Annotated in this window: 19 protein-coding genes; 12 read left to right on the top strand and 7 right to left on the bottom strand. The window is 52.0% G+C overall.

The window, feature by feature from the left end; genetic code table 11:
• Positions 1 to 78 precede the first annotated feature (78 nt).
• From ACYVHB_RS06995 to ACYVHB_RS06985, 3 genes are all read left to right on the top strand, one after another.
• Complete coding sequence (locus tag ACYVHB_RS06995; RefSeq protein WP_461050901.1) at positions 79 to 420, top strand: hypothetical protein; 342 nt, start codon at positions 79 to 81, stop codon at positions 418 to 420.
• 89 nt (positions 421 to 509) lie between these two features.
• Complete coding sequence (locus tag ACYVHB_RS06990) at positions 510 to 1,964, top strand: Gfo/Idh/MocA family protein (protein WP_461050899.1); 1,455 nt, start codon at positions 510 to 512, stop codon at positions 1,962 to 1,964.
• A 9-nt stretch (positions 1,965 to 1,973) separates the two neighbouring features.
• On the top strand, positions 1,974 to 2,681 hold the full coding sequence (locus ACYVHB_RS06985; RefSeq protein WP_461050897.1) for a hypothetical protein: 708 nt from the start codon (positions 1,974 to 1,976) through the stop codon (positions 2,679 to 2,681).
• On the opposite strand, the gene ACYVHB_RS06980 is transcribed toward ACYVHB_RS06985, so the two are convergent.
• Positions 2,673 to 3,206, bottom strand: coding sequence for an RNA polymerase sigma factor (locus ACYVHB_RS06980; RefSeq protein WP_461050895.1), 534 nt, complete (start codon positions 3,204 to 3,206; stop codon positions 2,673 to 2,675). The genes ACYVHB_RS06985 and ACYVHB_RS06980 overlap by 9 nt on opposite strands.
• 263 nt (positions 3,207 to 3,469) lie before the next feature.
• Between ACYVHB_RS06980 and ACYVHB_RS06975 the strand changes: the two genes are divergently transcribed.
• From ACYVHB_RS06975 to ACYVHB_RS06960, 4 genes are all read left to right on the top strand, one after another.
• Positions 3,470 to 4,513: a methyltransferase gene (locus tag ACYVHB_RS06975; protein ID WP_461050893.1), complete on the top strand. Its 1,044-nt coding sequence runs from the start codon at positions 3,470 to 3,472 to the stop codon at positions 4,511 to 4,513.
• 76 nt (positions 4,514 to 4,589) lie between these two features.
• The gene (locus ACYVHB_RS06970; RefSeq protein ID WP_461050891.1) at positions 4,590 to 4,895 is read left to right on the top strand and encodes a (2Fe-2S) ferredoxin domain-containing protein; all 306 of its coding nucleotides are present in this window, start codon (positions 4,590 to 4,592) and stop codon (positions 4,893 to 4,895) included.
• A gap of 74 nt (positions 4,896 to 4,969) precedes the next feature.
• The gene (locus ACYVHB_RS06965; RefSeq protein ID WP_461050889.1) at positions 4,970 to 5,662 is read left to right on the top strand and encodes a YjjG family noncanonical pyrimidine nucleotidase; all 693 of its coding nucleotides are present in this window, start codon (positions 4,970 to 4,972) and stop codon (positions 5,660 to 5,662) included.
• A gap of 72 nt (positions 5,663 to 5,734) precedes the next feature.
• Complete coding sequence (locus ACYVHB_RS06960) at positions 5,735 to 7,759, top strand: FAD-dependent oxidoreductase (RefSeq protein WP_461050888.1); 2,025 nt, start codon at positions 5,735 to 5,737, stop codon at positions 7,757 to 7,759.
• Positions 7,760 to 7,945: 186 nt separating this feature from the next.
• On the opposite strand, the gene ACYVHB_RS06955 is transcribed toward ACYVHB_RS06960, so the two are convergent.
• From ACYVHB_RS06955 to ACYVHB_RS06940, 4 genes are all read right to left on the bottom strand, one after another.
• Entirely contained in the window at positions 7,946 to 11,023 is a 3,078-nt protein-coding gene (locus ACYVHB_RS06955; RefSeq protein WP_461050886.1) for a TonB-dependent receptor, read from the bottom strand.
• 104 nt (positions 11,024 to 11,127) lie between these two features.
• Positions 11,128 to 11,949 (bottom strand): MBL fold metallo-hydrolase, encoded by an 822-nt coding sequence (locus tag ACYVHB_RS06950; protein ID WP_461050884.1) that lies wholly within the window; start codon positions 11,947 to 11,949, stop codon positions 11,128 to 11,130.
• Between the two features lie 108 nt (positions 11,950 to 12,057).
• Positions 12,058 to 12,939, bottom strand: a complete 882-nt coding sequence (locus ACYVHB_RS06945; protein ID WP_461050882.1) for an FKBP-type peptidyl-prolyl cis-trans isomerase — start codon at positions 12,937 to 12,939, stop codon at positions 12,058 to 12,060.
• A 75-nt stretch (positions 12,940 to 13,014) separates the two neighbouring features.
• The gene (locus tag ACYVHB_RS06940) at positions 13,015 to 14,097 is read right to left on the bottom strand and encodes an MBL fold metallo-hydrolase (protein ID WP_461050880.1); all 1,083 of its coding nucleotides are present in this window, start codon (positions 14,095 to 14,097) and stop codon (positions 13,015 to 13,017) included.
• Between the two features lie 194 nt (positions 14,098 to 14,291).
• On the opposite strand from ACYVHB_RS06940, the gene ACYVHB_RS06935 reads away from it, so the two are divergent.
• From ACYVHB_RS06935 to ACYVHB_RS06915, 5 genes are all read left to right on the top strand, one after another.
• Complete coding sequence (locus ACYVHB_RS06935; protein ID WP_461050878.1) at positions 14,292 to 15,029, top strand: isoprenyl transferase; 738 nt, start codon at positions 14,292 to 14,294, stop codon at positions 15,027 to 15,029.
• A 111-nt stretch (positions 15,030 to 15,140) separates the two neighbouring features.
• The gene (gene bamA / locus ACYVHB_RS06930) at positions 15,141 to 17,738 is read left to right on the top strand and encodes an outer membrane protein assembly factor BamA (RefSeq protein WP_461050876.1); all 2,598 of its coding nucleotides are present in this window, start codon (positions 15,141 to 15,143) and stop codon (positions 17,736 to 17,738) included.
• A 161-nt stretch (positions 17,739 to 17,899) separates the two neighbouring features.
• A complete protein-coding gene (locus ACYVHB_RS06925) occupies positions 17,900 to 18,508 on the top strand; it encodes an OmpH/Skp family outer membrane protein (protein ID WP_461050875.1) in 609 nt (202 codons plus the stop codon).
• Between the two features lie 19 nt (positions 18,509 to 18,527).
• Positions 18,528 to 19,235, top strand: a complete 708-nt coding sequence (locus ACYVHB_RS06920; protein ID WP_461050873.1) for an OmpH/Skp family outer membrane protein — start codon at positions 18,528 to 18,530, stop codon at positions 19,233 to 19,235.
• Between the two features lie 210 nt (positions 19,236 to 19,445).
• Positions 19,446 to 21,008: a hypothetical protein gene (locus ACYVHB_RS06915; RefSeq protein ID WP_461050871.1), complete on the top strand. Its 1,563-nt coding sequence runs from the start codon at positions 19,446 to 19,448 to the stop codon at positions 21,006 to 21,008.
• A gap of 90 nt (positions 21,009 to 21,098) precedes the next feature.
• Here ACYVHB_RS06915 and ACYVHB_RS06910 read toward each other — a convergent pair whose 3' ends face one another.
• Positions 21,099 to 21,881: a lipoprotein signal peptidase gene (locus ACYVHB_RS06910; RefSeq protein WP_461050869.1), complete on the bottom strand. Its 783-nt coding sequence runs from the start codon at positions 21,879 to 21,881 to the stop codon at positions 21,099 to 21,101.
• An 89-nt stretch (positions 21,882 to 21,970) separates the two neighbouring features.
• On the bottom strand, positions 21,971 to 23,197 hold the full coding sequence (locus ACYVHB_RS06905) for a proline dehydrogenase family protein (protein ID WP_461050867.1): 1,227 nt from the start codon (positions 23,195 to 23,197) through the stop codon (positions 21,971 to 21,973).
• Positions 23,198 to 23,444 lie beyond the last annotated feature (247 nt).

The following is a 23,444-nucleotide window of genomic DNA, read 5'->3' as shown; positions in this document are numbered from 1 at the left end:
GAGCGAACGGTAACGTGTATGTGTTTGTAAAGTTGACCTGAGCAGCGACTAAGGGCAACACCAATAAATATGTATACAATGAACATTTCATCTTACCTCCGCTTAGCCATGATAGCATTCATGCTCACAGTTGCCTCGATTCCGGGACTGGCTCAACTAAAAAACGCACCCGTTCTAACTCCTGAGGGATTCTGGGTTGTTGAATGGATGCCTAAGAGTCACCAATGCACCGTTCGATTTTACACAAGCCAGAAACAGTTGATCTACGAAGAAACCGTAGATCGCCCGCTAAACATTGCCCGTCGGCAAACAAAACGGAACCTGAACGTAGCCTTAGAGCAGGCTATGTACGTCTGGCAGGCTACCCACAAAGTACCCACCGACCGGCAATGGGTGGCCGTGCAGTTCGACAAAAAATAAGAAGCTTATGTACGTTGATGCTTAATAGGCGATCAGGTATTTTTTGGCCCAAGACTGCTTTGACTTTCATACGACAAACTCGTTCCCGTATGAAAGCCAATCGACGTACCTTTCTTCAAACCCTGTCGGCAGCTTCGGCACTGGCGGCTACGCAGAGCCTCGCCAGCCCGCTCGGTTTCAATTATATTCCGAATCTGAAACGCATTAGCCCCAACGACAAGATTCGCATTGCCACCATCGGCATGGGCATACAGGGCAATTTCGATACGATGGCAGCCCTGCGCAGCCCCGACGTAGAATTGGTCGCCGTGGCCGATCTGTACGACGGTCGGCTCGAACACGCCAAAACTGCGTTCGGTAAAGACAAAGCACTTTTCGCCACCCGCGACTACCGGGAGGTGCTGGCCCGGACCGATGTCGACGCGGTCCTGGTCGTAACCCCCGACCATTGGCACGACCACATCACCATTGCGGCTCTCAAAGCCGGAAAGCACGTTTACTGTGAGAAGCCAATGGTACAGCACATTAACGAAGGCAAAGCGGTGATCGACGCGTGGAAAAAATCGGGCAAGACCATGCAGGTGGGGAGTCAGCGCATCAGCAGCGCATCGTTTCAGGAAGCTAAACGGATGGTGCAGGCGGGTGATATTGGGGCCATCAACTACATCGAATCCAATAATGACCGGTTTAACGCCATTGGTGCCTGGAATTACTCGGTGCCGCCCGATGCCTCGCTAACGACGCTCGACTGGGACCGCTTCCTCGGCGACGCGCCCAAACGGCCGTTCGACGCCAACCGGTTTTTCCGGTGGCGTAATTACAAAGACTACGGCACGGGCGTGGCGGGCGACCTGTTCGTTCACCTCATCACGGGCGTCCATTTCGTGACCAACACCCTCGGACCAACGCGCATTTATTCGTCGGGCAATCTGGCGTATTGGAAAGAGGGCCGCGATGTTCCCGATGTGATGACGAGCGTGATGGACTACCCCAAAACCGAGCAGCACGAGGCATTTCAGATGGTGTTGCGGGTAAACTTCGCCAATGCAGGTAAAATCAGCAATGTCACGCGCATTATTGGCAACGAAGGACAGATCGAGTTCTCGGAGGACAACCTGATCCTGACCAAGAAAAAACTACCCCAGGCTCCCGGCTACGGCAATTACGACAGTTTTTTCACCTTTACCGAACCCGTGCAGCAGGAATTCGTGAAGCAGTACGACGCCAAATATCCCCCCGAAACCCGCACGGCCGAACCCGCTAAAGAAGTCCGGTTCGACGCGCCGAAGGATGACGACGCTCACGGCAAACACTTCGCCGATTTCTTTAAGAACGTGCGGGAAGGTAGCCAAGGCACCATCGAGGACCCGGTGTTTGGCTTCCGGGCTGCGGCCCCGGTGCTGGCCTGCAACAAAAGCTACTTTGAGCAGAAAGTCGTGCATTGGGACCCCGTTACGATGACGGAACGCAACCCAGCCACCACCGGAGCCAAAACTGCCAAAAAACCGGTTGCCGCGAAGAGCAAGCCCACGTTGAAATCCTGAACCTGACCAGTGAGAGACGTGCTGAACCTGACGCGCCCGAGCCAGAAAAAGTTAATTCGCTGGCTCGGGCGTGGCGCGCTGCTGGCCTTGCTAATCTGGATTGTGACTGATGTGGTTATACCCCGAAAACACAGTCTCCGTCAGTTCGATCCGGCCGAAGTGGCCCGTCTGGAAACGGCCATGTGGCGGTCTTACTACGAAAAGAAACCCGTTCTGTTGTTCTGGCAGTTAGCCGGAGGCCTGCGCCAGCAGTTTCGGGCACCCTTCTGGAAATCGTTTGGTTTGGCGTTTCAGGCTACCCGAGCCGCGTTCGTTTTCAAACAGGGCCAGTCGCGGGCCGATTACGGGCGGGCACTACCCATTCTGACCGACTATTACCAAGCTATTCAGGAACTCAGCCGCGAACAATTCGAGGTACAACGAGTAGCGGCTCTGGAGCTTGACTGGTGGATTGTGCACCGGCAGCGCAACCGTTATTCCTACTCCGATTTAGCTGTAGCGCTGGCCCGGACATCAGCGGTTTTGTATAGCCGGTCCGCTCCCGAATTCACAACGTACGCCCAGTTGCGAACGAATGCAATGCAACTGTGCGACGACGCAGGAAAACACACGGGTGGGGCCAGCGAAGCCGATTGGCAACAAATCGAACAGGTACTGAATCAGGCTTGGGGAAATCTGCACGAGGTTGTTCAGCAATCCACGAAACCTTCAAACTGACTTTGACGAGCGCAATTGTTGCATAGCCAGCCGGAGTTGTTGCCGCGCTGTCTCAACCGGCGTACCCATGTTCGACACGGCTTCTTCAAGCGTGCAGTTTTTATAGATTATGGTGTTGAGCAGATCGTACGTCGGGGACAGAACCGGGATTTGAGCACCGGGAATGACCGTGGTGGTACTGCTGTTAACGAATGCGTCAACCTTCCCGGTACTGGAGCGGTGAAGAACAGGCAGATCCGGTTTCACCAGGTTCTTATTGGCGTCTGAAGCTGTAGCGCGTGCTATTGACAAGAGCCAAACAAACAGGGGCTGGTGGGATTTAAACTGACCAAACTGTGAGCGGATCTTGGTGAAGGTAACCTCAAGCACACGCACAGCTTCGTCTTTATCGTTCACGATGGCCGTGATAACGCCCAGCAGCACGGGAGCATATTGATCATAAAGTTGAAAAAAAGTGATCTGATCAATAGCCACTGAATCAGTAGGAGGAAACGACTCCGAATGCGGAAAGTCGGAGTTGGTCATGGCTGGAAGTCGGTAGAATGTCTTGTCATGGTGAGTGAGGCTTTGTTTGTTATCTATCAGATAGTCAGCACTATATACGCCTTAACGATACGTGTAGCTACATAATAACAGAAAGTGTCTGAATTAGTTTTAGGGTAACGAAGCCTCAGCCGACCAAAGTCAGAAAAACACCGCTTACTCAAGAATCAGGTCCAAAATAAGTCAACTTTTCGTCGGACAGAGTTCGTTTCTACGAGTTGTATGGGTAGACGTATCTGTTTTTCATGCAACTCACCATTTCTCCCGAAAATGCGCTCGAATGGATAGCCCTTCGCGCCAACCTCGCACCAATCCCCCTCCTCCACGCACAAATCATGCCAGTGCTGGCAAAAGCCGTGCTGGAAGCCGCCGACAAAGGTGTTTTTGACGCGGCTAAAAATGGGCCAAAAACCCTCGACGACCTCGTCCATACGCTCCGGTTAAACCGTAAAGCATTGGGTGAGCTACTGGGATTGCTAACGGCAATGGGGTATTTCACGTACCAAAATGACCGGTTCAAACTAACGCGCATGGCCCGGCGGTTTGCGGTTAAAGATGACCCGCAATCGGTACATGGCATGATGGTGTTCAACAACCGCGTTATGTGGGACTGGCTGAGTCACCTCGGCGAATACCTCGAAACGGGCCAGGGCGTTCAGTATCACGACACGCTCTCGGCCGAACAATGGCGTTATTATCAGGAAGGAATGGTAGCCGCTACCAGCACCGAAGCGCGGGAGTTTGGACGGCGGGCACCCGTGCCCAAATCCGCCCGTCACATGCTCGACATTGGCGGTTCGCACGGGCAGCACTCGGTGGCACTCTGTAAAAAACTGCCAGCGCTAACGTCCGTCATTTTGGATCTGCCGCCCGCCATTGAGCAGGCAGCTCCCCTGCTGGCCCGGCAGGGAATGGGCGACCGAGTCCGGCACCAGCCCGGCAATGCCCTTACCGACGATTTCGGTGAGGGGCAATACGACATTGTTCTCCTGTCGAGTCTGGCGCACCATTTCACGTCGGAGCAAAACCAGTTGGTAGTTGACAAGGTAACGCGGGCGTTGCGACCGGGGGGCGTTTTTATTGTCAATGAGTTCATACGACCAGAGGTCGGTGAGAAGCCTGAGTTAGTAGGAAGCAGCACCGACTTGTTTTATGGCATGACCAGCACGGCAGGCAATTATTCTATTCCTGAGATCCAAAAGTGGCAACGACTGGCGGGACTCAAAGCGTACAAAGTCGTTTGGTATCGAATACTGCCCGGCCGCGCTATGGTTGTCGCGAAAAAGTAAGTCGCCAACGCCGATTGGTAAAACCTGGGTAGTCCAGTTTAACTTTGCCAACGTTTACCAATCATATAGCAACCGGATGAAATTCAAGAAACACGTTTTTATCTGTGCCAACCAGAAAGACGCGCCCAAGAAAAGCTGCGGCACCGAACACGGCCTTGCTTTAGTCGATGCCTTCAAAGCGGCCCTCGCCGAACGCGGCCTGCTGAAAGAAATGCGGGCGCAGCGAACAAGTTGTCTCGATGCCTGCGCCTTTGGCCCCGCATTAGTCGTTTATCCCGAAGGCACTTACTACGGCAACGTTCAATTAGCTGACGTAGCCGAAATTGTGGAAAGCCACTTAGTCAACGACCAGCCGGTTGAACGACTCAAACTTGAGTTCTGAAGTCTATCAGTCAGTTGATGAGTCAGTTGGTCAGTAGCTGGTTAACTAACTGACTCATCAACTGACTAACCGTTATGAAATACAAACACCTTTTCTTTGACCTTGATCATACGCTCTGGGATTTTGACCGGAACTCGGCCGAGTCAATTGCCGAACTCTTCGATACGTTTCGGCTGGCCGACGTGGGCATTGCGTCGGCGGCCGAGTTCAGCCGACATTTCATTGCCGTGAACCGCCAACTGTGGGCCGATTACGACCGCAATCTCATTACGCATGGCTACATTCGGCAGAACCGATTTCCAATGGTATTCCGGTCGCTGGGCGTGGACGAGTCGGCCGTTCAGGTCGACCTCAACGCCGAATATTTGCACCTGCTGCCCCGGAAGCCGCATTTATTAGAGTCGGCGCGGGCGGTGCTGGATTATTTGAAAGGACGTTACACGATGCATATTATCACCAATGGGTTTGCCGATATTCAGGCGGTTAAGATGGACAGCGCTGAGATCAGCCACTTCTTCACCCACGTTGTGACCAATGGCGTGATTGATGCCAAAAAACCAGACCCCGTTATCTTTCAGTATGCCCTGGAAATCAGCGGGGCCGACGTAGCCGAAAGCCTGATGATCGGCGACAATTACGAAGCTGATATTCTGGGCGCAAAAGGCGTAGGTATGGACACTGTTTTCTACAACACGGCGGGTGACGTTGTCAGCGATCCACCAACGTATGATATTCGGCACTGGAATGAACTGATAACTATTTTGTGAATGTAATGCCGCACCTCTGGTTCGGCTGTAAAAAACCTTTGCGGCCGAACCAGAGGTGCGGCATTACGTATTATGCAACGACTCCTACCTTTCTTATTACTCCTCTGTTTTTCGCTTCGTGCGCAGCATCCCACCACCGTAGACGTGTGCGTCTACGGTGGCACGTCAGCGGGTGTCATAGCTGCCTACACGGCGAAAAAAGCAGGGAAGTCGGTACTACTCGTTGAGCCAAGCCAACACCTCGGCGGACTTTCAGCGGGCGGATTGGGAGCAACGGATATCGGTAATAAATTCGCCATTACGGGACTGGCGCGGGATTTCTACCGGCACATCGGCAGTCATTACGGCAAACTTGAACAATGGACATTTGAGCCGCACGTCGCTGAAAGTCTGTTTAATCGGTACGTGAAGGAAGCCAATGTACCCCTTTTAATGAGCCATCGGCTCGTTGATGCAACCCTAAACGGTAAGGTTATTACCCACATTACGATTGAAAATACGGTCGCTCCTTCGGCACAAACGAACCGCGTCGTTTACGCTAAACAGTTTATCGACTGCACCTACGAAGGGGATTTGATGGCTAAAGCGGGTGTAGCCTACACGGTTGGGCGAGAAGCCAATAGTCAGTACGGTGAAACATGGAACGGGGTTCAACTCCGGGATAAGCATCAGTTTCCCGTTGGTGTCGACCCATACAAGATTCCCGGCAAGCCTGAAAGTGGCCTGCTGTATGGTATCAGCAACGCTAAACTCGCGCCCAACGGCTCCGGCGATCAGACCGTTCAGGCGTACAACTACCGGATGTGCCTTACTGACAACCCGGCAAACCGCATCCCCATCACCCGCCCCGCCGACTACGATTCTACCCGATACGAACTGTTGCTGCGGCAGATTCAGAAAAAAGTGCCGGGCGAACTGACCTGGAACCTGATGCACTTTGTGATGATGCCCAACCGCAAAACCGACATCAACAACTGCGGAGGCTTTTCGACCGACATGATCGGGGCTAACGTCGATTACCCGAATGCCACCTACGCCCGTCGCGCCGAAATCATCCGCGATCACGAACGATACACGAAGGGCTTATTTTATTTCATTGGCCGCGACCCGCGAATGCCTAAACACCTGCGCGACGAGATGTTGCAGTGGGGTTATCCTAAAGACGAATATGTCGATAACGCCAACTTTTCGCACCAGTTGTACATTCGCGAAGCCCGGCGGATGGTCGGGGAATACGTAATGACCCAGGCCAACTGTGAGGGCAAGGCCACGGTCACGGACGGCGTGGGTATGGCAGCCTACACCATGGATTCGCACAACTGCCAGCGGTTAGTCGTTGAAGGGCCGGGAGCAGTGGCTCAGGTTCGCAACGAAGGCGACGTGCAGGTTGGCGGGTTTCCGCCCTACCCCGTTAGTTACCGGGCCTTGATACCGAAACGGGGCAGCGTCGAAAATTTGCTGGTACCGGTTTGTTTATCGGCCAGTCACATCGCTTACGGGTCAATCAGGATGGAGCCGGTGTTTATGGTACTGGCGCAGTCGGCAGCGGTAGCGGCTTGTCAGGCCATTGATGAGCAGAAATCGGTGCAGGCCATCGACATCAAAACGCTCCAAACCCGGCTCGCTCAGAACCCGCTCATGAACGGTACGCTGCCCGAAATCCTGATCGACAACGACGACACGACCCGCGTTCGGCTCACGGGAGCGTGGCTTCGCGAAACGAAAGGCGGTAAATATGGCACCTCGATGTTCTTGGACGACGGCAAAAGTGGCCCAAAGTCAGTACGATTTATACTCCCCAAAAACCGACCCGGCCGATACCAGGTTTACGTCTATAACCCTATTCCGTTGGGCGGAGGTGGTAACCCGGATCAATACGAACGTCAGATTAGCAAAGCCAGCCGCGTGTCGGTACAGTTGAACACGGGCAAAACAGTGAAAAAGTTAACGCTCGATCAGCAGCTCCAGTCCAACGACTGGATTAGCCTCGGCGAACACCAGCTAACCTCCGGCACAACGCCTTATTTAGAGCTGAGCAACAACGGTGCAACGGGTATGGTGGTAGCCGATGCGGTGCTGTTTGTGCCTATAAGATGACGTGTTTGAGTGTGTTAGTTTTGGGTGCTTGTTTGCCTCCGTACTCAATCACCAACACACGTAGGCACTCTTTTTCAAGGCATTTTGTCTAACGAGAAGAGCCACCTAACCAGGTGGCTCTTCTCGTTAGACAAAACCTGCAAGGTCTACGCAACCCGGTCTCAAAAATCTTACAGGTTGGTTTATTCAGAACGTGAAATTCAATCGGGCGAACAGGAACCGGCCGTTCTGCCCAAACTGCGATGTATTTCTGGAATACACAAACTGATTTGCATTGGACAGGTCAATGGTCGCGGGTGCGGTGGCATAGGTAACGTTTCCATTGGCATCTACCCCATTTGGCCTCCTCGCCGACACTGGACCAAAGTTTTTACCAGGATAAACGTCGAAGATGTTGTTAGCGCCAATCACCAGTTTTACGATTGGTGTGATGGCATAGCCTACCGAAAGATCGGTAATCACTCTGGCTCCCCAAATAGGGTGTTCGTTTTCTACGGCCTGGCCATTTACTACAGTAGCCCCTACAAAACCATCGCCGTTTACATCGACCGTATTGGGATCGGTCACTTTGCCGAAATACACGTTTCTCAGAAATAAATCGAATTTATTGGCGGTCAGACTATGGCCCAGAGTGAACTTAGCCCGTGGTACGGCTTCCTGCAAATAGATTCTCGACGCTTCCGAGAAATAGCGGTTTACCTGCCCGTTCTCCGCCAAAATTGGAGACGCCTTAATAGCGCCAACCTGCTTTGTTTGGGAGATCGTACCGGCCAGATCAGTCCGCAACGACATGCGTCCCAATCTTGCCCGGTGCGAAACAACCAGATCAATTCCTTTCGTCTGTGTATCGATGGCATTGGCAAAGAACGTAGCGGCCGTAGCATTGGCCTGATCGAACAAGTCCTGCAAATTCCGTTGCGCAGTTCCTACCGGAAAAAGTCTGGCTGGTGAAGGGTCTGTTGAGTTGGAAGGCCTCGAAAACTGGTCCGTCAATACCACCCGGTTATCAATGCCAATGAAGTAGCCATCGGCCGTAATGGTCAGTCCCGTACCCGGTATGGTGGCGGTGAAACCAGCGCTCACGCTTCTCGAATTCTCCTGCTTTAACTGCGGAATACCCAGTAATTGAGCGGGTTGCGACGCATTACTGAACGTACCCACCTCAAACGGTACCCCCCCGACGAATTGAGTTGAGGTAGAATTAAAGTAAATCTGCGCTAATGACGGTGCCCTGAAACCGGTCGATGCCGCTCCCCGAATATTGATGTTGTCCGTTAGTTTGTAGCGGGTTGCCAACTTAAAGTTGGTGGTGCTGCCGAAATCGGAGTAGTTCTCGAAACGAACGGCTCCCTCCAGCAACCATTTTGTGGTAACGTCCACTTCGGTGTCAAGGTACAGGGCTACACTACTACGGTTGGCATCTTGCGTTTCTGTCTCATTGGCGGGTCTGAAACCGGGAAACACCTGCGAGCCACCCGGACGGGCAGCACCGAAGAAATCAGTCGGAGCGGCCTGGGTCGAGGTGGTAATTACGTTGCCGTTTACGTCATACCCCGCCCATGAGTTCTGGTCGCCCGCCTTAATGCGGTAGCTCTCAAAACGAGCTTCGGCCCCAAAAGCCAGGTTCAGACCGGCGAATACGTCATACTTGCGGCTCAAGTCGAGGTTAACGGTGTTTTGCTTGAAATTCAGTCCACCCGCGTTAAACACGGTTGGCGAATTACTCAATAACGTAGCATTCACCGTATTTTCTACTCCATAGTTAAATGTGTTGGAGCCAAACGTGTTGCTCAGGTCATAATTAAACGAACCTACTTTTCCTCGAAAACCACCGGCTACCGAAGCATCCAAAATTTCGGAGTGAATTTCGGGCAGGAAACCATTGATAAATATACCCGTGTACGTGCGATTCTGATTAGGTCTTCGATAGAAGCCAGCCGCGTCCCCATTGCGTTGGCCATAACCTCCAAACGCGTAGAACTCGTGATTTTGACTGATAGGAACCGCCGAGTTGACAAACAACTGTAGACTTTGCAATCTTGACTGACCGACGCGCATGTTGAAATTGCTCCTGACCAGACCACGCCGGGTCAATTCGTTTTCCGTTACGTCAGCGCCAAGAACGGTTCGCAAGCCCGCAAGGGTGGTTGCTCCGGCAATGCTGGCCTGGGTAGCCGCATCAAAATAAGGGACACCCAGCGCACCCTGTTTGATGGCATCTATGCTGGTAGGTAAGGCATTTACGTTGCCGCTTGCCTGTTGGGTGCTGTATTCAATAGCATTGAATCGGTTGAATATGGCACCGGTTGTGGGCAGGGCGCGGCTGGTTGCATCGCGCATCTGAGCCGAACCCGTAATGTTAATGAAACCCGATTTAGCAATTCGAACGCCGTAGTTGGCATCTACCTGAACATTTCCGCCGTCCATGCCTCCCTCAAAGTTGTTTGATCCCTTCGAGAAATTACCACCGCCGTACACGGACAAGGCCAGTTTCCCGGTGGCTTCTTTCATTTTTACGTTGATAACTCCAGCAATGGCGTCGGAACCGTACTGAGCCGAAGCACCATCGCGCAGCACTTCAATCCGGTCAACGGCAAACGAAGGAATTGCATTTAGGTCAGTGCCAACCGAACCCCGGCCTGGTGAACCATTTACGTTGACCAGTGACGATGGATGTCTGCGTTTACCGTTCACCAGTACCAACACCTGGTCGGGTCCTAGACCACGCAACTGGGCCGGGTCGATATGGTCCGTGCCGTCGGCCACTGTTGTGGTATTGGAAGTAAACGAGGGTGCTACGAAGTTAAGAATCTGAGTCAGGTTGTTCTGTGGAGCCTGAGTGGTCAATTGCTGTACATTAATAATGTCGACCGGCACCGGGCTTTCTGTTTTAACCCGACCGCCACTTCTGGAACCCGTCACGACAACCTCATTCAGGTTTGCTGCGCCTTCGATCAGTGTTGCATTGGCCACCACGGCGCTGCCCGTCGTTACCGTTACGGGCAAGCTCAGGGTTTCGTAGCCCACGAAGCTAACGCGAAGAGTGTAGCTGCCCGGGTTCAGGTTGACGGCATAGTCGCCATTTGCATCGGCGGTGGCACCAATATTTGTGTTAACAACCACGATTGTTGCCCCCGGAACAGCCGAATTTGTCTTGCTATCCGTTACCCGGCCCCGAACACCCTGAGCCAGCACCGTCAGACACGTCAATAGCCAAACGACCGCGCTGAGTGCAAAACGGTTGATATTGTAATAGTTACACATGAATTGACATATTAGTTTAATTACAAAAATAGCTTAAAAAATTAAGTCATTCCGACTGGCAGCTACAGTATTATATTTTGACTGAACGCCGAAACTCGCAACAATCAAGCAGAGGTCGTCGCATCGTCCAGTATTGAACGAATCAAGTACATAGCACTCACGTCATTTCCCGTGAATGCTCGCAACCACCACTGCTCCTGCAACCCACCTGCCCGCACCAGAGCCTGTCCCCGCAAGCCGCGTTTGTGAGCGGCCTGCACGCGCTCTACGAGTGTTTCGAGGTAATGCAGCTTACGTTCTACCGCCCGTCGCCCGTGGCTCAGTACCGGGTTATGGCCGCAAAAGACCGTATCGAAGTTATAAGTGAGCACGTGCCGGGTAGATTCGATCATCTGGTAGATGTTTTCGCCCCGGCGAAACAGGCGCAGATTGCCAATGTAAAAATCACCGGAAAACAGCCAGCCTTCAGTTGCTTCGAGCAGCACGTAATGGTCGTCGGAGTGACCGGGCGTGTGGATTGGCTGAAAGTGGTAACGCTCCGTGTCGATAAGGGCAGGCAGCGGCAACGCACCGGGACACGGATCTATTGAACCAAACCAGAACCGCTCATACGGCAACAGAGAAAAACCAGCAGCGATTCGTTTGGCGGTCAGGTCGCCTGCCAGTACGGGGCACTGGTGCTGCTGGCGTAACGCAGCCGCATTGCCGGAATGGTCTTCGTGGAAATGCGTCAGGATAATCTGATCGATGTGCCGCTGAGCAAATGTATCGAGCACCTCGCGCTGTAGATGCCGCTGGGCCGTGTCGATCAGTAACCCATCCACCCGATAGCACCAAACCGGCACTGGCTGCACGAACTGCACCGGCGAATACCCAAACCGGTAGCCCTGAACCGGACCGTGTTGCAGCGTTTGACGAATTTTCATAAATGCGTGTTGGTATCATGGACTAAAGGCTACGCGCCCCGGCCCATGATACCAACAAAAAAGGCCTGCGATGCGTCGCAGGCCATAAAGTTATCAGATTGACCGGTACTACTTCGCCGAGACAAGCTCCAGGTCGAAACGTAGCGGGGCATAGGGCGTAATCACGTATCGATTGCTCTGCACAACGCCCTGTGTGCCGTATCCCAGCGATGAAGGAAAGATTACCGTGGCCTTTTCGCCCACCCGCATTTTCGACAACCCTTCCTCGAATCCTTTTACGTATTTACCCTGACCCAGCACGGCATCGAACGTTTCATTTGTCTTCGTGCTATCGAAGGCAGTGGCGGCCCGCAGTTGTCTACCCGAGTAGCGTATCGTCAGCGTTTGTCCGGCTGCTACCGTAGTACTCGTCGGGAGACTGGTTCTAATAAACCGCGTTCCACCCGATGTTATCTCCGTCACAGTGAGCTTATTTCTTGTGATGTATTCGTTGATTTGCTGCTCTTCGCTCCGCGACCGGTTAAGCGTCACGTCGAAGCGAACAACCGAGTAAGCCACCAAATTCGGCTTTGCTTCATCGTTATACCCCAGATATGATGGAATCAGGAATATGGCCTTTTCACCCTCGCGCATCAGGCTAAGACCCTGCTCCAAGCCGGGCAACACCGAACCAATACCCAACGGGTAATAAACGGGAGCCGCCGTTGTCGAGCTATCGACGTGTTGGCGTTGTAGATTGGTCGCTTTGTAACTAAAATCAAGTTCCTCGCCAACGGCCGCCTGCTTACCCGTTGGATTTGGTTGAGTAATGAAATAGTATAAACCCGACGTTGTCAAATTACCAGTCAGATTGTTCTGTGACGCGTACGTTTTAATTTCGGCGTCATTTTCATCGAATCTTTTAGCCGATGGATCGGCGGATTCTTCTGTGCAGGCTGACAATCCGCTGACCAATACTGCACCAAGAATAGCTAACTGAAGTTTACGCATGGACTTAATATAGACGAACAACTATAACGAATACGCTTATTGACCCGATCTTGTGGCAAAGCGTTGGCAACTGACTTATTTTTTCTGGTCGAGCGTTAAACTACCTCCATTTTTTAACGCCCGAAAGCGGTCAGCCCGTATGCTTTTTTCGGCAAGTGCCGCCCGCAGATCATCGACCGGCTCGGTCTCGCCGTCGTCGGCCAACGGAAACGTGCCGAAGTGAATGGCCACGCTCTGCTCCGACCGGACATCCTCATGAATGCGAACAGCTTCGGCGGGGTTGCAGTGCACCGGCGACATAAACCAGTTCGGCTTGTAAGCACCAATCGGAATCAGCGCCAGTTGCAGTGGACCGAATTGCTCACCAATAGTCTTGAAGTGCGGCCCGTAGCCCGAATCACCCGCAAAATAGAGTTTACCTGCCGTTTTGTTTTCGATTACGTAGCCCGCCCACAGGGTTCCGTTACGGTCGAACAGGCCCCGGCCCGAAAAGTGCTGCGCCGGGACGCAGTGGATGGTCGTTTGGGCATTGTGGATTGCCGATTGCCGCCAGTCCATTTCCGTCACGTTTTGGCACCCGTGCTGTTCCAGAAACGCCTTCACGCCGAGCGGACAGTAGATACGCGGCTGGTCACGGGCACATAGTTTCTGCACCGTTCCAATCTCTAAGTGATCCCAGTGGTTGTGGCTCAACAGCAGCACGTCGATGCTGGGCAGGTCCTCGAAGCGGATACCCGGCGGGCTGTTGCGGGCAGGTCCGGCAAACTGAAACGGGCTAACCCGTTTCTCGTAAATGGGGTCCGTCAGCACGTTCAACCCGTCGAACTGAAGCAACACGGTGGAATGATTGACAAACGTTACCCGCAGGTCCGTTGATTCTGCCGATCCATTCGGCACGTGGGCGGGCGGGGGTGGACCGGGCGGATCGCCGTGAAACGCTTCCCACAGCTGCGTCCGTTCATGATTAAGCTGCCAGCCGATCACCTCCCGAAAACCCTTCGGCGGTGGCGCACCGGGCGTAAAAAACTCTTTTCCGTCAAAATGATCGCTCACCGGCCCTACGTAGCGCGGTGCCGAAATAACGTAGCCAATAACTACCCCAGCGATAATTACGAGCAGGATCAGCAATCCCAGAACAAGTAGAATTTTTGGAAGCATAATTTGTTTATTGTTTCCCAACGCTAAAGGGGTGGGCTGATAGCTGGCTTCTGTATCAGCCCCCCCTTTAGCGTTGGCAACAAAGATAGTCGTTGAAATCACGAACATACCTAAACACCTCTTTCCCTTACGGTCTGACTAAATTTTCGTACCTTCGCGGTCTTGTTAAATAAGGTTAAATTTCCCCTATTGGGATGAAGGAACACATTGATCCTGACAATCTGCCCCAGCACATAGCCGTTATCATGGACGGAAACGGACGCTGGGCCAAACGGCAGGGAGCCGCCCGGATATTTGGTCACCACAACGCCATTAAGGCGGTGCGGGAAACCACGGAAGGTTGCGCTGAATTAGGGGTGAAATACCTAACGCTCTACGCTTTTTCGACCGAAAACTGGAACCGGCCGAAGTATGAAGTCGATGCGCTCATGACGCTGCTGGTGCACACAATTCGTGGTGAGATTAAAACACTGATGGACAATAACGTACGGCTTACCACTATTGGCCACACCGAAAGCCTGCCGCTCGACTGTCAGAATGAACTTGCCGAAGCCATGCGCGAAACGCAGAACAATACGGGTCTCACGCTCATTCTGGCCCTCAGCTACAGCGGTCGCTGGGAAATTATCGAGGCTGTGCGGCAATTAGCGACCGAAGTGCGCGACGGTCGGCTAACGCCCGACGAGATTGACGATGCGTTGTTTGGTCAATACCTCACCACGGGTGGTATTCCCGACCCCGAACTGATGATTCGGACGAGTGGTGAAATGCGCATCAGTAATTTTATGCTTTGGCAGTTAGCTTACTCCGAACTTTACATGCCCGACGTGTTGTGGCCCGATTTCCGCAAAAATCATTTGTACGAAGCCATTTTGAGTTACCAGCAACGTGAACGCCGGTTCGGTAAAATCAGCGAGCAGGTAGTAAAATAAAACGAATTCGGCTCAAGAGTATCAGTCGCGCTATGCGCTAATTCTTTGGCATTCCAACCCTTACGACCTGAATTGAATCCTGTAAATCAACAAACTTATCATACTACAGACTTGAAACACTGTATAAAAGTCATTCTGGGAGTTGCCATTCTACTCCTGAACCTGCCGACTACTTTAGTGCTGGCGCAGGTGCGTGTCGGCGTAGGACAGAGTACCGAACCAGCCGCCACCACGGATGATCTGCTCAACTACGCCAGTCCCAAAGACTACGAAATTGCCGGGCTGACCGTAACCGGCACCAAATACCTCGATCCCAACTCACTCGTTTCGCTGGCGGGCCTGAAGGTTGGCGACAAGATCCGTATTCCGGGTGAAGCCGTCGGTTCAGCGGTGCGTAAACTAATGGAATCCGGACTGTTAGACAATGTTGAGATGTTTGCAACCAGCGTTGTCGATACCAAAGTGTCGCTGATGTTCCGGGTTCTGGAACGGCCCCGTCTATACAAAGTCAGCTTCCTGGGTGTTAAAAAGGGCGAACAGGATCAGTTGAAAGACAAAGTAAAGCTGAACTTAGGCAAGATCGTGTCGAACACGATTACGAAGAATACCCAGTTAGCCGTCCGAAAGTTCTTTATTGACAAAGGCTACCTCAACACGAAAGTCAAAATTACGACCGTGCCCGACAGTGCCCGCAACAATGCCACGATGCGCGTACTGGTCGATAAAGGCCAAAAAGTTAAAATCGCTAAAATCACCTTCGACGGACGTAACGAAGTCGATGAATCGGCGGTGCGGCTGAAGATGAAGGGTACCAAGGAAATGCGCTTTGGGCGGGTGTTCAGCCCGTCGAAGTTTGTGCCCAAAAAGTACGAAGAAGACAAGCAAAAGCTCATTGCTTACTATAATAAACTCGGCTACCGCGACGCCATGATTGAGCGCGACAGCATCATCAACAATGGCGGCAATACCATCAATCTGAACATCGCCATCGACGAAGGGCGGAAGTATTACTACCGCAATGTCGAGTTTTCGGGTAACTACCTCTACAAAGCCGAGCGGCTGCGCGAAGTGCTGGGCGTGGTGAAGGGCGATGTGTATGACCCCGAAGACTTGGAGAAGAAGCTGAACGGAAACCCTGGTCAGGATCTGAGTTCGCTCTACATGGACGACGGGTACTTGTATTATAACGCCCAACCCATCGAGAAAGCTATTGACGGCGACTCTATCGACCTCGAAATTCGCATTTTCGAGGGCAAACAGGCGACCATCAACCGCGTCATTCTGAACGGTAATACCAAAACCAGCGACCACGTCGTGATGCGTACCGTCAGGACACTGCCCGGTCAGAAATTCTCGAAAACGAACTTGATCCGTACCCAGCGCGAACTGGCGACGCTTGGCTACTTTGACCCCGAGAAAATTGGCATTAACCCTGTTCCTCAGAACGACGGCACGGTTGATATTGAATACACGGTTGAAGAGAAACCATCCGACCAGATCGAACTATCGGGCGGCTGGGGCGGCTACGTTGGTTTTGTGGGTACGCTCGGCCTGACGTTCAACAATTTCTCGGCCCGCAACATTGGTAATCCGAGCGCGTGGCGTCCGCTACCGGCTGGCGACGGGCAACGCGTGCAGTTGCGTTTCCAGGCCAACGGCGCTCAGTATCAGGTATACTCGCTGTCGTTCACGGAGCCGTGGCTCGGTGGTCGCAAGCCCAACGCATTGTCGGTCAGTGCGAGCCATACGGTCTACCAAACGTTCTACGACCCGGCAAACCCCTACGGTAGTCTTTATCAGGGCCTGAAAGGTCGTAAGCCAACGGGGTCCTACACGAACACGGCTTTCACGGTCGGATTGGGGCGGCAGTTGAAAGTGCCCGATGATTTCTTCTCGCTGACTCACTCGCTGTCGTTTCAGCGGTATGACCTGAACAACCTTGACATTTTTCAGATCGGCTATAACAACGGCGTTTCGAACAACTTCACGTTCAACACGACCCTATCGCGCAACAGCATCGACAACCCGCAATTCCCACGCAGTGGCTCGTCGTTCACGCTGAGTGGTTCGTTCACGCCCCCCTACTCGGCGTTTCGTAAGGTGTCTACCGAGTCGGAAAAGCCAGAGAACAAATACAAGTTTGTGGAATACCACAAGTGGATGTTCGACGCCAGTTGGTTCCAGACCGTGTTTGGCAAATTGGTACTGAGCACAAGGGCGCACTTAGGCTTCCTGGGCAGTTATAACCAACGCACCGACATCGGTCCGTTTGAGCGGTTCGTGTTGGGCGGGTCGGGCTTAGCCGGTCAGGGGCAGTTTGCGCTGGCGCAGGACATTGTTGGTTTGCGCGGCTACGACGACCGGAGCGTGTACACCGCCGATTACGACCGTGTCAGTACGCCACAGGAACGCAGCCGGGGCGGGGTGGCCTACAACAAGTTCGTGGCTGAACTGCGTTATCCGGTTTCGCTGAATCCATCGGCCACCATTTTCGTGCTGGGCTTCCTCGAAGCGGGCAACAACTGGGGTAGCTACAAGCAATACAACCCGTTCGATCTGAAACGGTCGGCTGGTTTTGGGGCACGGATTTTCATGCCTGCCTTTGGCCTGATCGGTATCGATTATGGATACGGATTCGACAAGATTCCGGGTGTTAAGGACAAAGCATCAGGTCAGTTTCACTTTACCATCGGGCAGCAGTTCAGATAAGATTTGCGCTGGCAAAACGTTAATTAGTAGGGTAAGTTGTTAGGTGAAGTTGGGTTTATCAAACGCAATTAAACGTTTTTGAGAATCAGCCATCTAATTTACAATAGCCACAATCCAGAATTGACAGTCAACCAGTTCCGCCAAAAAAGTCAACTGTTTTCATGAAAAAAGTCCTTTTTTTCGTACTTTTGTGCGCCGTTTGGCTATCGGCTCCTGCACATGCTCAAAAGTTTGGCTACGTAGATACGGAGTTCATCCTGAGCAAAATGCCGGAGTACCAGAAGGCACTGGGTGAAATCGACAAATTCACCGACAAGTGGTCGAAGGATATTCAGGATAAGTACGTCGAGATTGAGAAGTTGCAGAAAACGTATCAGGCCGAAGAAATCCTGCTAACCGAGGATATGAAGCGTGACCGACAACGGGCACTTAATGAAAAAGAGCGCGAAGCCCGTGAGTACAACAATAAGGTGTTTGGCTACCAGGGTTTGCTTTTTGAGAAGAAAAAAGAACTTATAAAAGCACCAATGGGGTTAGTTAATCGGGCGCTTGAAAAAGTTAGTGCTCAGAAGAAGTTAGACTTCATATTCGACAAAGCGTCTGATTTCGTTATGCTTTACACGAACCCCCGTCACGATTACACGGACTACGTGATGGAGGAACTGGGATTGGATGTTGCTACTACTAAAGCAACCGCTGGCAACACCACAGCAACCAAGACAACCGTCGGCACCAGTCCGGCAACCAATGCAACCACAAAACCTGAGTAATACAAACAAGTTAACTGAGATGAAGAAAAACCTCGTCATGGCGTTTGCAGCCTCCCTCCTAATAGGTAGCGTCAACGCACAGGCACAAGCTCCAGCCGCAACGACAGCCCCAACAACTACCGTAGCAGCAGGGTCACTTACCGCAGGATCGTCTGCTGCTGGCCCCCTGAAGTTAGGCTACACCAATATTGATTACGTACTGGCTCAAACGCCCGAAGCGAAAGATATTCAGAACCAACTGACCATTCAGCGGACTCAGTCGGAGAATGAACTGAAGCGGATGACAAAAGAGTTGGAAGACAAATATGCCGCCTATGAGAAAGGGGCGGCTCAAATGTCGGATGTCATTCGTAAGGATCGCGAAACTGAGTTGCAGGGATTACAGGGCCGGATTCAGGAATTCGGTCGGACGGCGGAAACCTCCTTGCAAACCAAGTATCAGCAGTTGGTAAACCCGGTTGTGCAGAAAATTCAAAAAGCGATTGATGCGGTAGCGAAAGAGAATGCGTACACGTACGTGTTCAACCTCGATGCCGGTGCCAACACCATCCCCATTTTGCTGGTAGCTCCCGAGCAGGATAACATTACGGAATTAGTACTGCGCAAAATGGGTATTGACCCGGCTAAAGCGGCCGCTGCCGCAGCGGCAAACAAGCCAGCCACAACACCCGCTAACCGGCCTGCCGCAACGGGAAGCAGTTCGACAACGGCTCCTAAAAAGAACTAACGCACGAATCATTCGATGCTGTTTAACCGAAAAGCCCCTCCAACCGGAGGGGCTTTTTGTTGAGCTATTTATTAGAAAAATATAATTATTAGTAGCTAAAAACTTACATCGGCTAAGAAAAGTATAAAAGCGAGTCAGTTAATGTTAATCCACGAAATCTTCATCCTACTTTTACGTTTTTCAAGACAGACCATTCTCTGATCATTGCCTATGATTCGTATTGCCGGTAGTATGGCCTGGTTGCTGGTGACCCTATTCGTTGGTGGCAGCCACGCACAGGATGCTAAGTCAATCCAACTCAGTTTACCTACTCAGCCCAACTGGAACGTGGTGCCGGAAGGAAACATCATCCGATTTGACCTGAAGGCCACTGGTCCAGCCACTGACACCCTGTACTTTTCGCTGGGAGAAAACCACCCGGACGGTATGGCCCTTGATTCGTTAGGTCATTTTAGCTGGAAACCCGATTTCGCCCTTGCCGACCGGATTCAGACGGCCCGGACTATACCAGTTGAGTTTGTTGTTCAAAATCGACACGGTCAAACAGCCACCCAAACGGTCGAGTTTAAAGTATTGCACGTTAACCGCCCCCCAACGGTAGGCGAGTTGCGGCCGTTTTACGTACGCTATCGTACGCAAAACATGTATAAACTGGGCAGTGATTTAGTCCGCGATGACGATAGCGATCCAATTGTGTTTATTCCCATTGCTGACCAGATGCCCGAAGGCAGCAAGCTGACTTCGCAGGGTGAACTGACGTGGACTTTGTCACAGAACCAGTTCAACCGGCTCAAGCAGGCTCCGCAGTATATTGAGTTTTGGGTAGAAGATCAACCCGCCAAAACCCGCACGAAAGGCCGGTTGAAGGTTGAGATTACGCAGATGGATCTGCCGCCCGATATTGCTGTTATTCCTAAGGAGACGCACTACCGGCTCAAAGAAAATGCGACGGTCAACCTAAAATTTTACCTGTCAGATCATAACGGCGAAGATGACGTATCGGCCTTTGGCTTCCTATCGGACAATGTGCAGATTCCGAAGACGGCTCTGGTGAAAAACACGGAAAACCAATATGAATTCATCTGGCAGCCGGGCTACGATTTTGTAAAGGACCCGTATGATTCGCTGGATGTGCAGGTTACGTTCTATGTGCTCGACAAATCGCAGAACCGGGAAGAGCGCCGAATTGCATTTACCGTGTTTAATACGGTGAACGAGAGCGAGAAAGACCGGTATTATTACACGCAATACCGACAGTTACTGGTGCAGGCCTGGGGTCTGGTTGAGCAACTGAATGACAAAGAAGAAGAACTGAAGCGCGACTACAAACGGGCTAAAGGGGGCAAGCGCAATCGTTCCGTAGTAAATGCGTCGCTGGGCGCTGTCACGGGCATAGCGCCGGCGGTGAATTCGCCTAATGCGCGTTTAATTTCAACTATTGGTGGTACATCTGTGCTGACGATGGGTACGCTTGAAGCAACGGAAGTTGTTGGCAAGTCTATGAAAGATCTGATGGATCGCTACAACTACGTCCTTGGTAAACGTAGCGAATTGCAAAATAAAGGTGATGTATTCGCTCGTGAATATGCGTTAAAGTCGACCCGGCGAACGGGAGAATTCGTCCGTAAGTTAGATGACTTTCGGGGTGCTATGAACTTGAGTGGACTGGTGGCACTCGAACTGGACGCGAACTGGCAGAGTAAGAAGGAAGCCAGCGACAAAGCTATCAAGCGCACATTCAAAGATTTCCAGCCGCTGGAAGAAACGCAGTAAGTACCCCACCCCACCCCAACCCCTCCCCGTTAGGGCGAGGCTAAAAAATAGCTGACTCTTAGCCCCTCCCTAACAAGGAAGGGTATCTACCTACTCGCTCCGTTTCGATTCATCCGATACAACTGACTCCGGCGCGGGACGCTGCTCATACCCGGCCGATTGGTCAGCGTCGTGCTCATCCGTTTGGCGAGTAGGTTGCTCCTCGTCGTTTTCGTTTAGTTCAGCGACCGGCATCACCTGAGCTTCCGTAGCGTCGGGGCTGGAAACCGGCAGAAGATTATCGTCAATTGGTGGCTCGCTGAAAAAACGGCGCTGAAAGAATAAGATCAGGCAAACGCCAATGAAGATACAGGAGTCGGCAATGTTGAAAATGGGCGTCGAATAGTATTGCCCGCCCCAGACCGGAACCCACTCGGGAATAAAGCCTTCCCAAACATCCACAAAAATCATATCGATTACCTGCCCATGGAACCAGGGTGTTGGTGAACCATAAGGCGCATTATTCAGAAATACGCCGTAAAACGTACTGTCAATAACGTTACCTACTGCTCCTGCCAGTATCATAGCCATTGCCCATAAAAGGCCATTGGGAGCCCCCCTGTGGGCTAAGTACACTAAATAATAACCGATACCAACCATCGCAAAAAGACGGAACACGCTCAGCAGCAGTTTGCCGTATTCATAGCTCAACTGCATACCGAAGGCCATGCCAGGGTTCAGCACATAGTGAAGTTTAAGCCAGCTACCAGCCACATTGACTTGCCCCGCAAAGCCAGGAGTCATATAGTGATGCACCGCCAATTTCACGCCTTGGTCTAAGGCAATGAGTAGCAGTGCCAGCACAAAAAACCGGAAAGGATTTTTACGAATCATGTACAAAAAGTCTGGCCCAACCGAGGGTTGGGCCGTTTACAGGAAAGCCCGGCGAAAAGCAATTAAGGCTTTCAACCGGGCCATAGATACTACTTACATCCCTTTCGGCGCTTCAATTCGTCACTGACTAACGTGAACTCACGGCTGCTTTGCCCAGCAATGGATTTATTTTCGTCGGCGCGTCGGAACAGGTAAGGCATCACCGCTTCGACCGGGCCGTAGGGCACGTATTTAGCGACGTTATAACCCGCACTGGCTAAATTATACGATATGTTGTCGCTCATGCCGAGCAACTGCGCAAAATAGATGTGCTCGTCGCCCGGTGCAACGCCCATCCGCTTCATCTGTTGCAGACAATACTGACAACTGTACTCGTTGTGCGTTCCTAAGCAAATTGATACGGTGTCACGGTTTTCCAGACAAAAGTCGATGGCCGCATTAAAGTCGTGATCGGTATCTTCCTTAGTAGGCTGAATGGGGTCTTGGTACTCCTCTTCATGCGCCCGCAACCGTTCCTTTTCGAGGTAGGCCCCGCGCACCAACTTAACGCCGAGATAATAACCTTTTGCCCGTGCTTCTTCGGTGTCCCGCCGGAGGTGTTCCAAACTTTCCCAGCGGTACATCTGATACGTATTGTAAACCACGGGCCGCTCGTGATTATAACGGTCCATCATCTCGTAGGCCAGCGTATCAATCGTGTCCTGAATCCAGCTTTCTTCAGCATCGATGAAAATACGCACATTTCGTTCATGAGCACGACGACAGAGCGAATCTACCCGCTTGAGCACCCGGTCGAACTCGGCCTTCTGGCCACTATCGAGTGAATCGCCAATCTGAACGGCTTCGAGTAGTTCCGTTGAGGCTAAGCCGGTGACTTTAAATACGGAAAAAGGAATGTCAGATGACTCGCTGGCCCGCTCAATGGTCCGCAGGATTTCGAGCGTTGTCTCATCGAAGCTCTTCTCGGTTTCCTCTCCTTCAACCGAGTAATCGAGGATGGTACCCACATGAGCGTCGTGGAGCGTCTGGATGGTTTTCTCGGCGTCCGGGATGCTTTCGCCCCCACAAAACTGCCCGAAAATGGTATTCTTGATGAGGAATTTAATGGGAAGACGTAGTCGTAGGGCAATCTTTATGAAAAAAGTGCCTAAATTTACCAGCCATCCCTGATTCATCAACGCAAATAACCAGTAGGACTTTCGGAGTTTGAAATCCGACTGGGTAGAGAAAGCAATCGAAGTGTCTTCAAAGGAGACAGGCCTTACTTCCGTTGGCCGCTCTGCGGTTTCCGGCATCAGATTACTTCGGTTCGACATATAAGTGCTCCGTTTGGGCGGTGCTACTTCCATAGCGTTAGATGCGTGTCGGTTAACACGACCGAAATATAAAACGAAATTTCGGTCAATAGGTTAAAAATCGCCAACACGACTTGTTCGACAAACTAAAAAACAGTTGTAGACAAAGAGGGGAACCGACCTGAAAACAGCCGATTCCCTTCGCAAATATAGCATAAAATCGCATCTAAAAGTTCCCCATAGAGTAGTCGCATTACTCGTCAATTAC

This window comes from Spirosoma arcticum, from assembly GCF_054779955.1.
This window is presented reverse-complemented; position numbering and strand designations above follow the sequence as displayed.

Excerpts from the sequence above, each read along its gene's own strand:
- ACYVHB_RS06975 (WP_461050893.1), top strand. The coding sequence starts at position 3,470 with ATGCAACTCACCATTTCTCCCGAAAATGCGCTCGAATGGATAGCCCTT.
- ACYVHB_RS06915 (WP_461050871.1), top strand. The coding sequence starts at position 19,446 with ATGATTCGTATTGCCGGTAGTATGGCCTGGTTGCTGGTGACCCTATTC.
- ACYVHB_RS06965 (WP_461050889.1), top strand. The coding sequence starts at position 4,970 with ATGAAATACAAACACCTTTTCTTTGACCTTGATCATACGCTCTGGGAT.
- ACYVHB_RS06905 (WP_461050867.1), bottom strand. The coding sequence starts at position 23,197 with ATGTCGAACCGAAGTAATCTGATGCCGGAAACCGCAGAGCGGCCAACG.
- ACYVHB_RS06935 (WP_461050878.1), top strand. The coding sequence starts at position 14,292 with ATGAAGGAACACATTGATCCTGACAATCTGCCCCAGCACATAGCCGTT.
- ACYVHB_RS06950 (WP_461050884.1), bottom strand. The coding sequence starts at position 11,949 with ATGAAAATTCGTCAAACGCTGCAACACGGTCCGGTTCAGGGCTACCGG.
- ACYVHB_RS06995 (WP_461050901.1), top strand. The coding sequence starts at position 79 with ATGAACATTTCATCTTACCTCCGCTTAGCCATGATAGCATTCATGCTC.
- ACYVHB_RS06925 (WP_461050875.1), top strand. The coding sequence starts at position 17,900 with ATGAAAAAAGTCCTTTTTTTCGTACTTTTGTGCGCCGTTTGGCTATCG.
- ACYVHB_RS06990 (WP_461050899.1), top strand. The coding sequence starts at position 510 with ATGAAAGCCAATCGACGTACCTTTCTTCAAACCCTGTCGGCAGCTTCG.
- ACYVHB_RS06955 (WP_461050886.1), bottom strand. The coding sequence starts at position 11,023 with ATGTGTAACTATTACAATATCAACCGTTTTGCACTCAGCGCGGTCGTT.
- ACYVHB_RS06960 (WP_461050888.1), top strand. The coding sequence starts at position 5,735 with ATGCAACGACTCCTACCTTTCTTATTACTCCTCTGTTTTTCGCTTCGT.
- ACYVHB_RS06980 (WP_461050895.1), bottom strand. The coding sequence starts at position 3,206 with ATGACCAACTCCGACTTTCCGCATTCGGAGTCGTTTCCTCCTACTGAT.
- ACYVHB_RS06945 (WP_461050882.1), bottom strand. The coding sequence starts at position 12,939 with ATGCGTAAACTTCAGTTAGCTATTCTTGGTGCAGTATTGGTCAGCGGA.
- ACYVHB_RS06910 (WP_461050869.1), bottom strand. The coding sequence starts at position 21,881 with ATGATTCGTAAAAATCCTTTCCGGTTTTTTGTGCTGGCACTGCTACTC.
- ACYVHB_RS06920 (WP_461050873.1), top strand. The coding sequence starts at position 18,528 with ATGAAGAAAAACCTCGTCATGGCGTTTGCAGCCTCCCTCCTAATAGGT.
- ACYVHB_RS06940 (WP_461050880.1), bottom strand. The coding sequence starts at position 14,097 with ATGCTTCCAAAAATTCTACTTGTTCTGGGATTGCTGATCCTGCTCGTA.
- ACYVHB_RS06970 (WP_461050891.1), top strand. The coding sequence starts at position 4,590 with ATGAAATTCAAGAAACACGTTTTTATCTGTGCCAACCAGAAAGACGCG.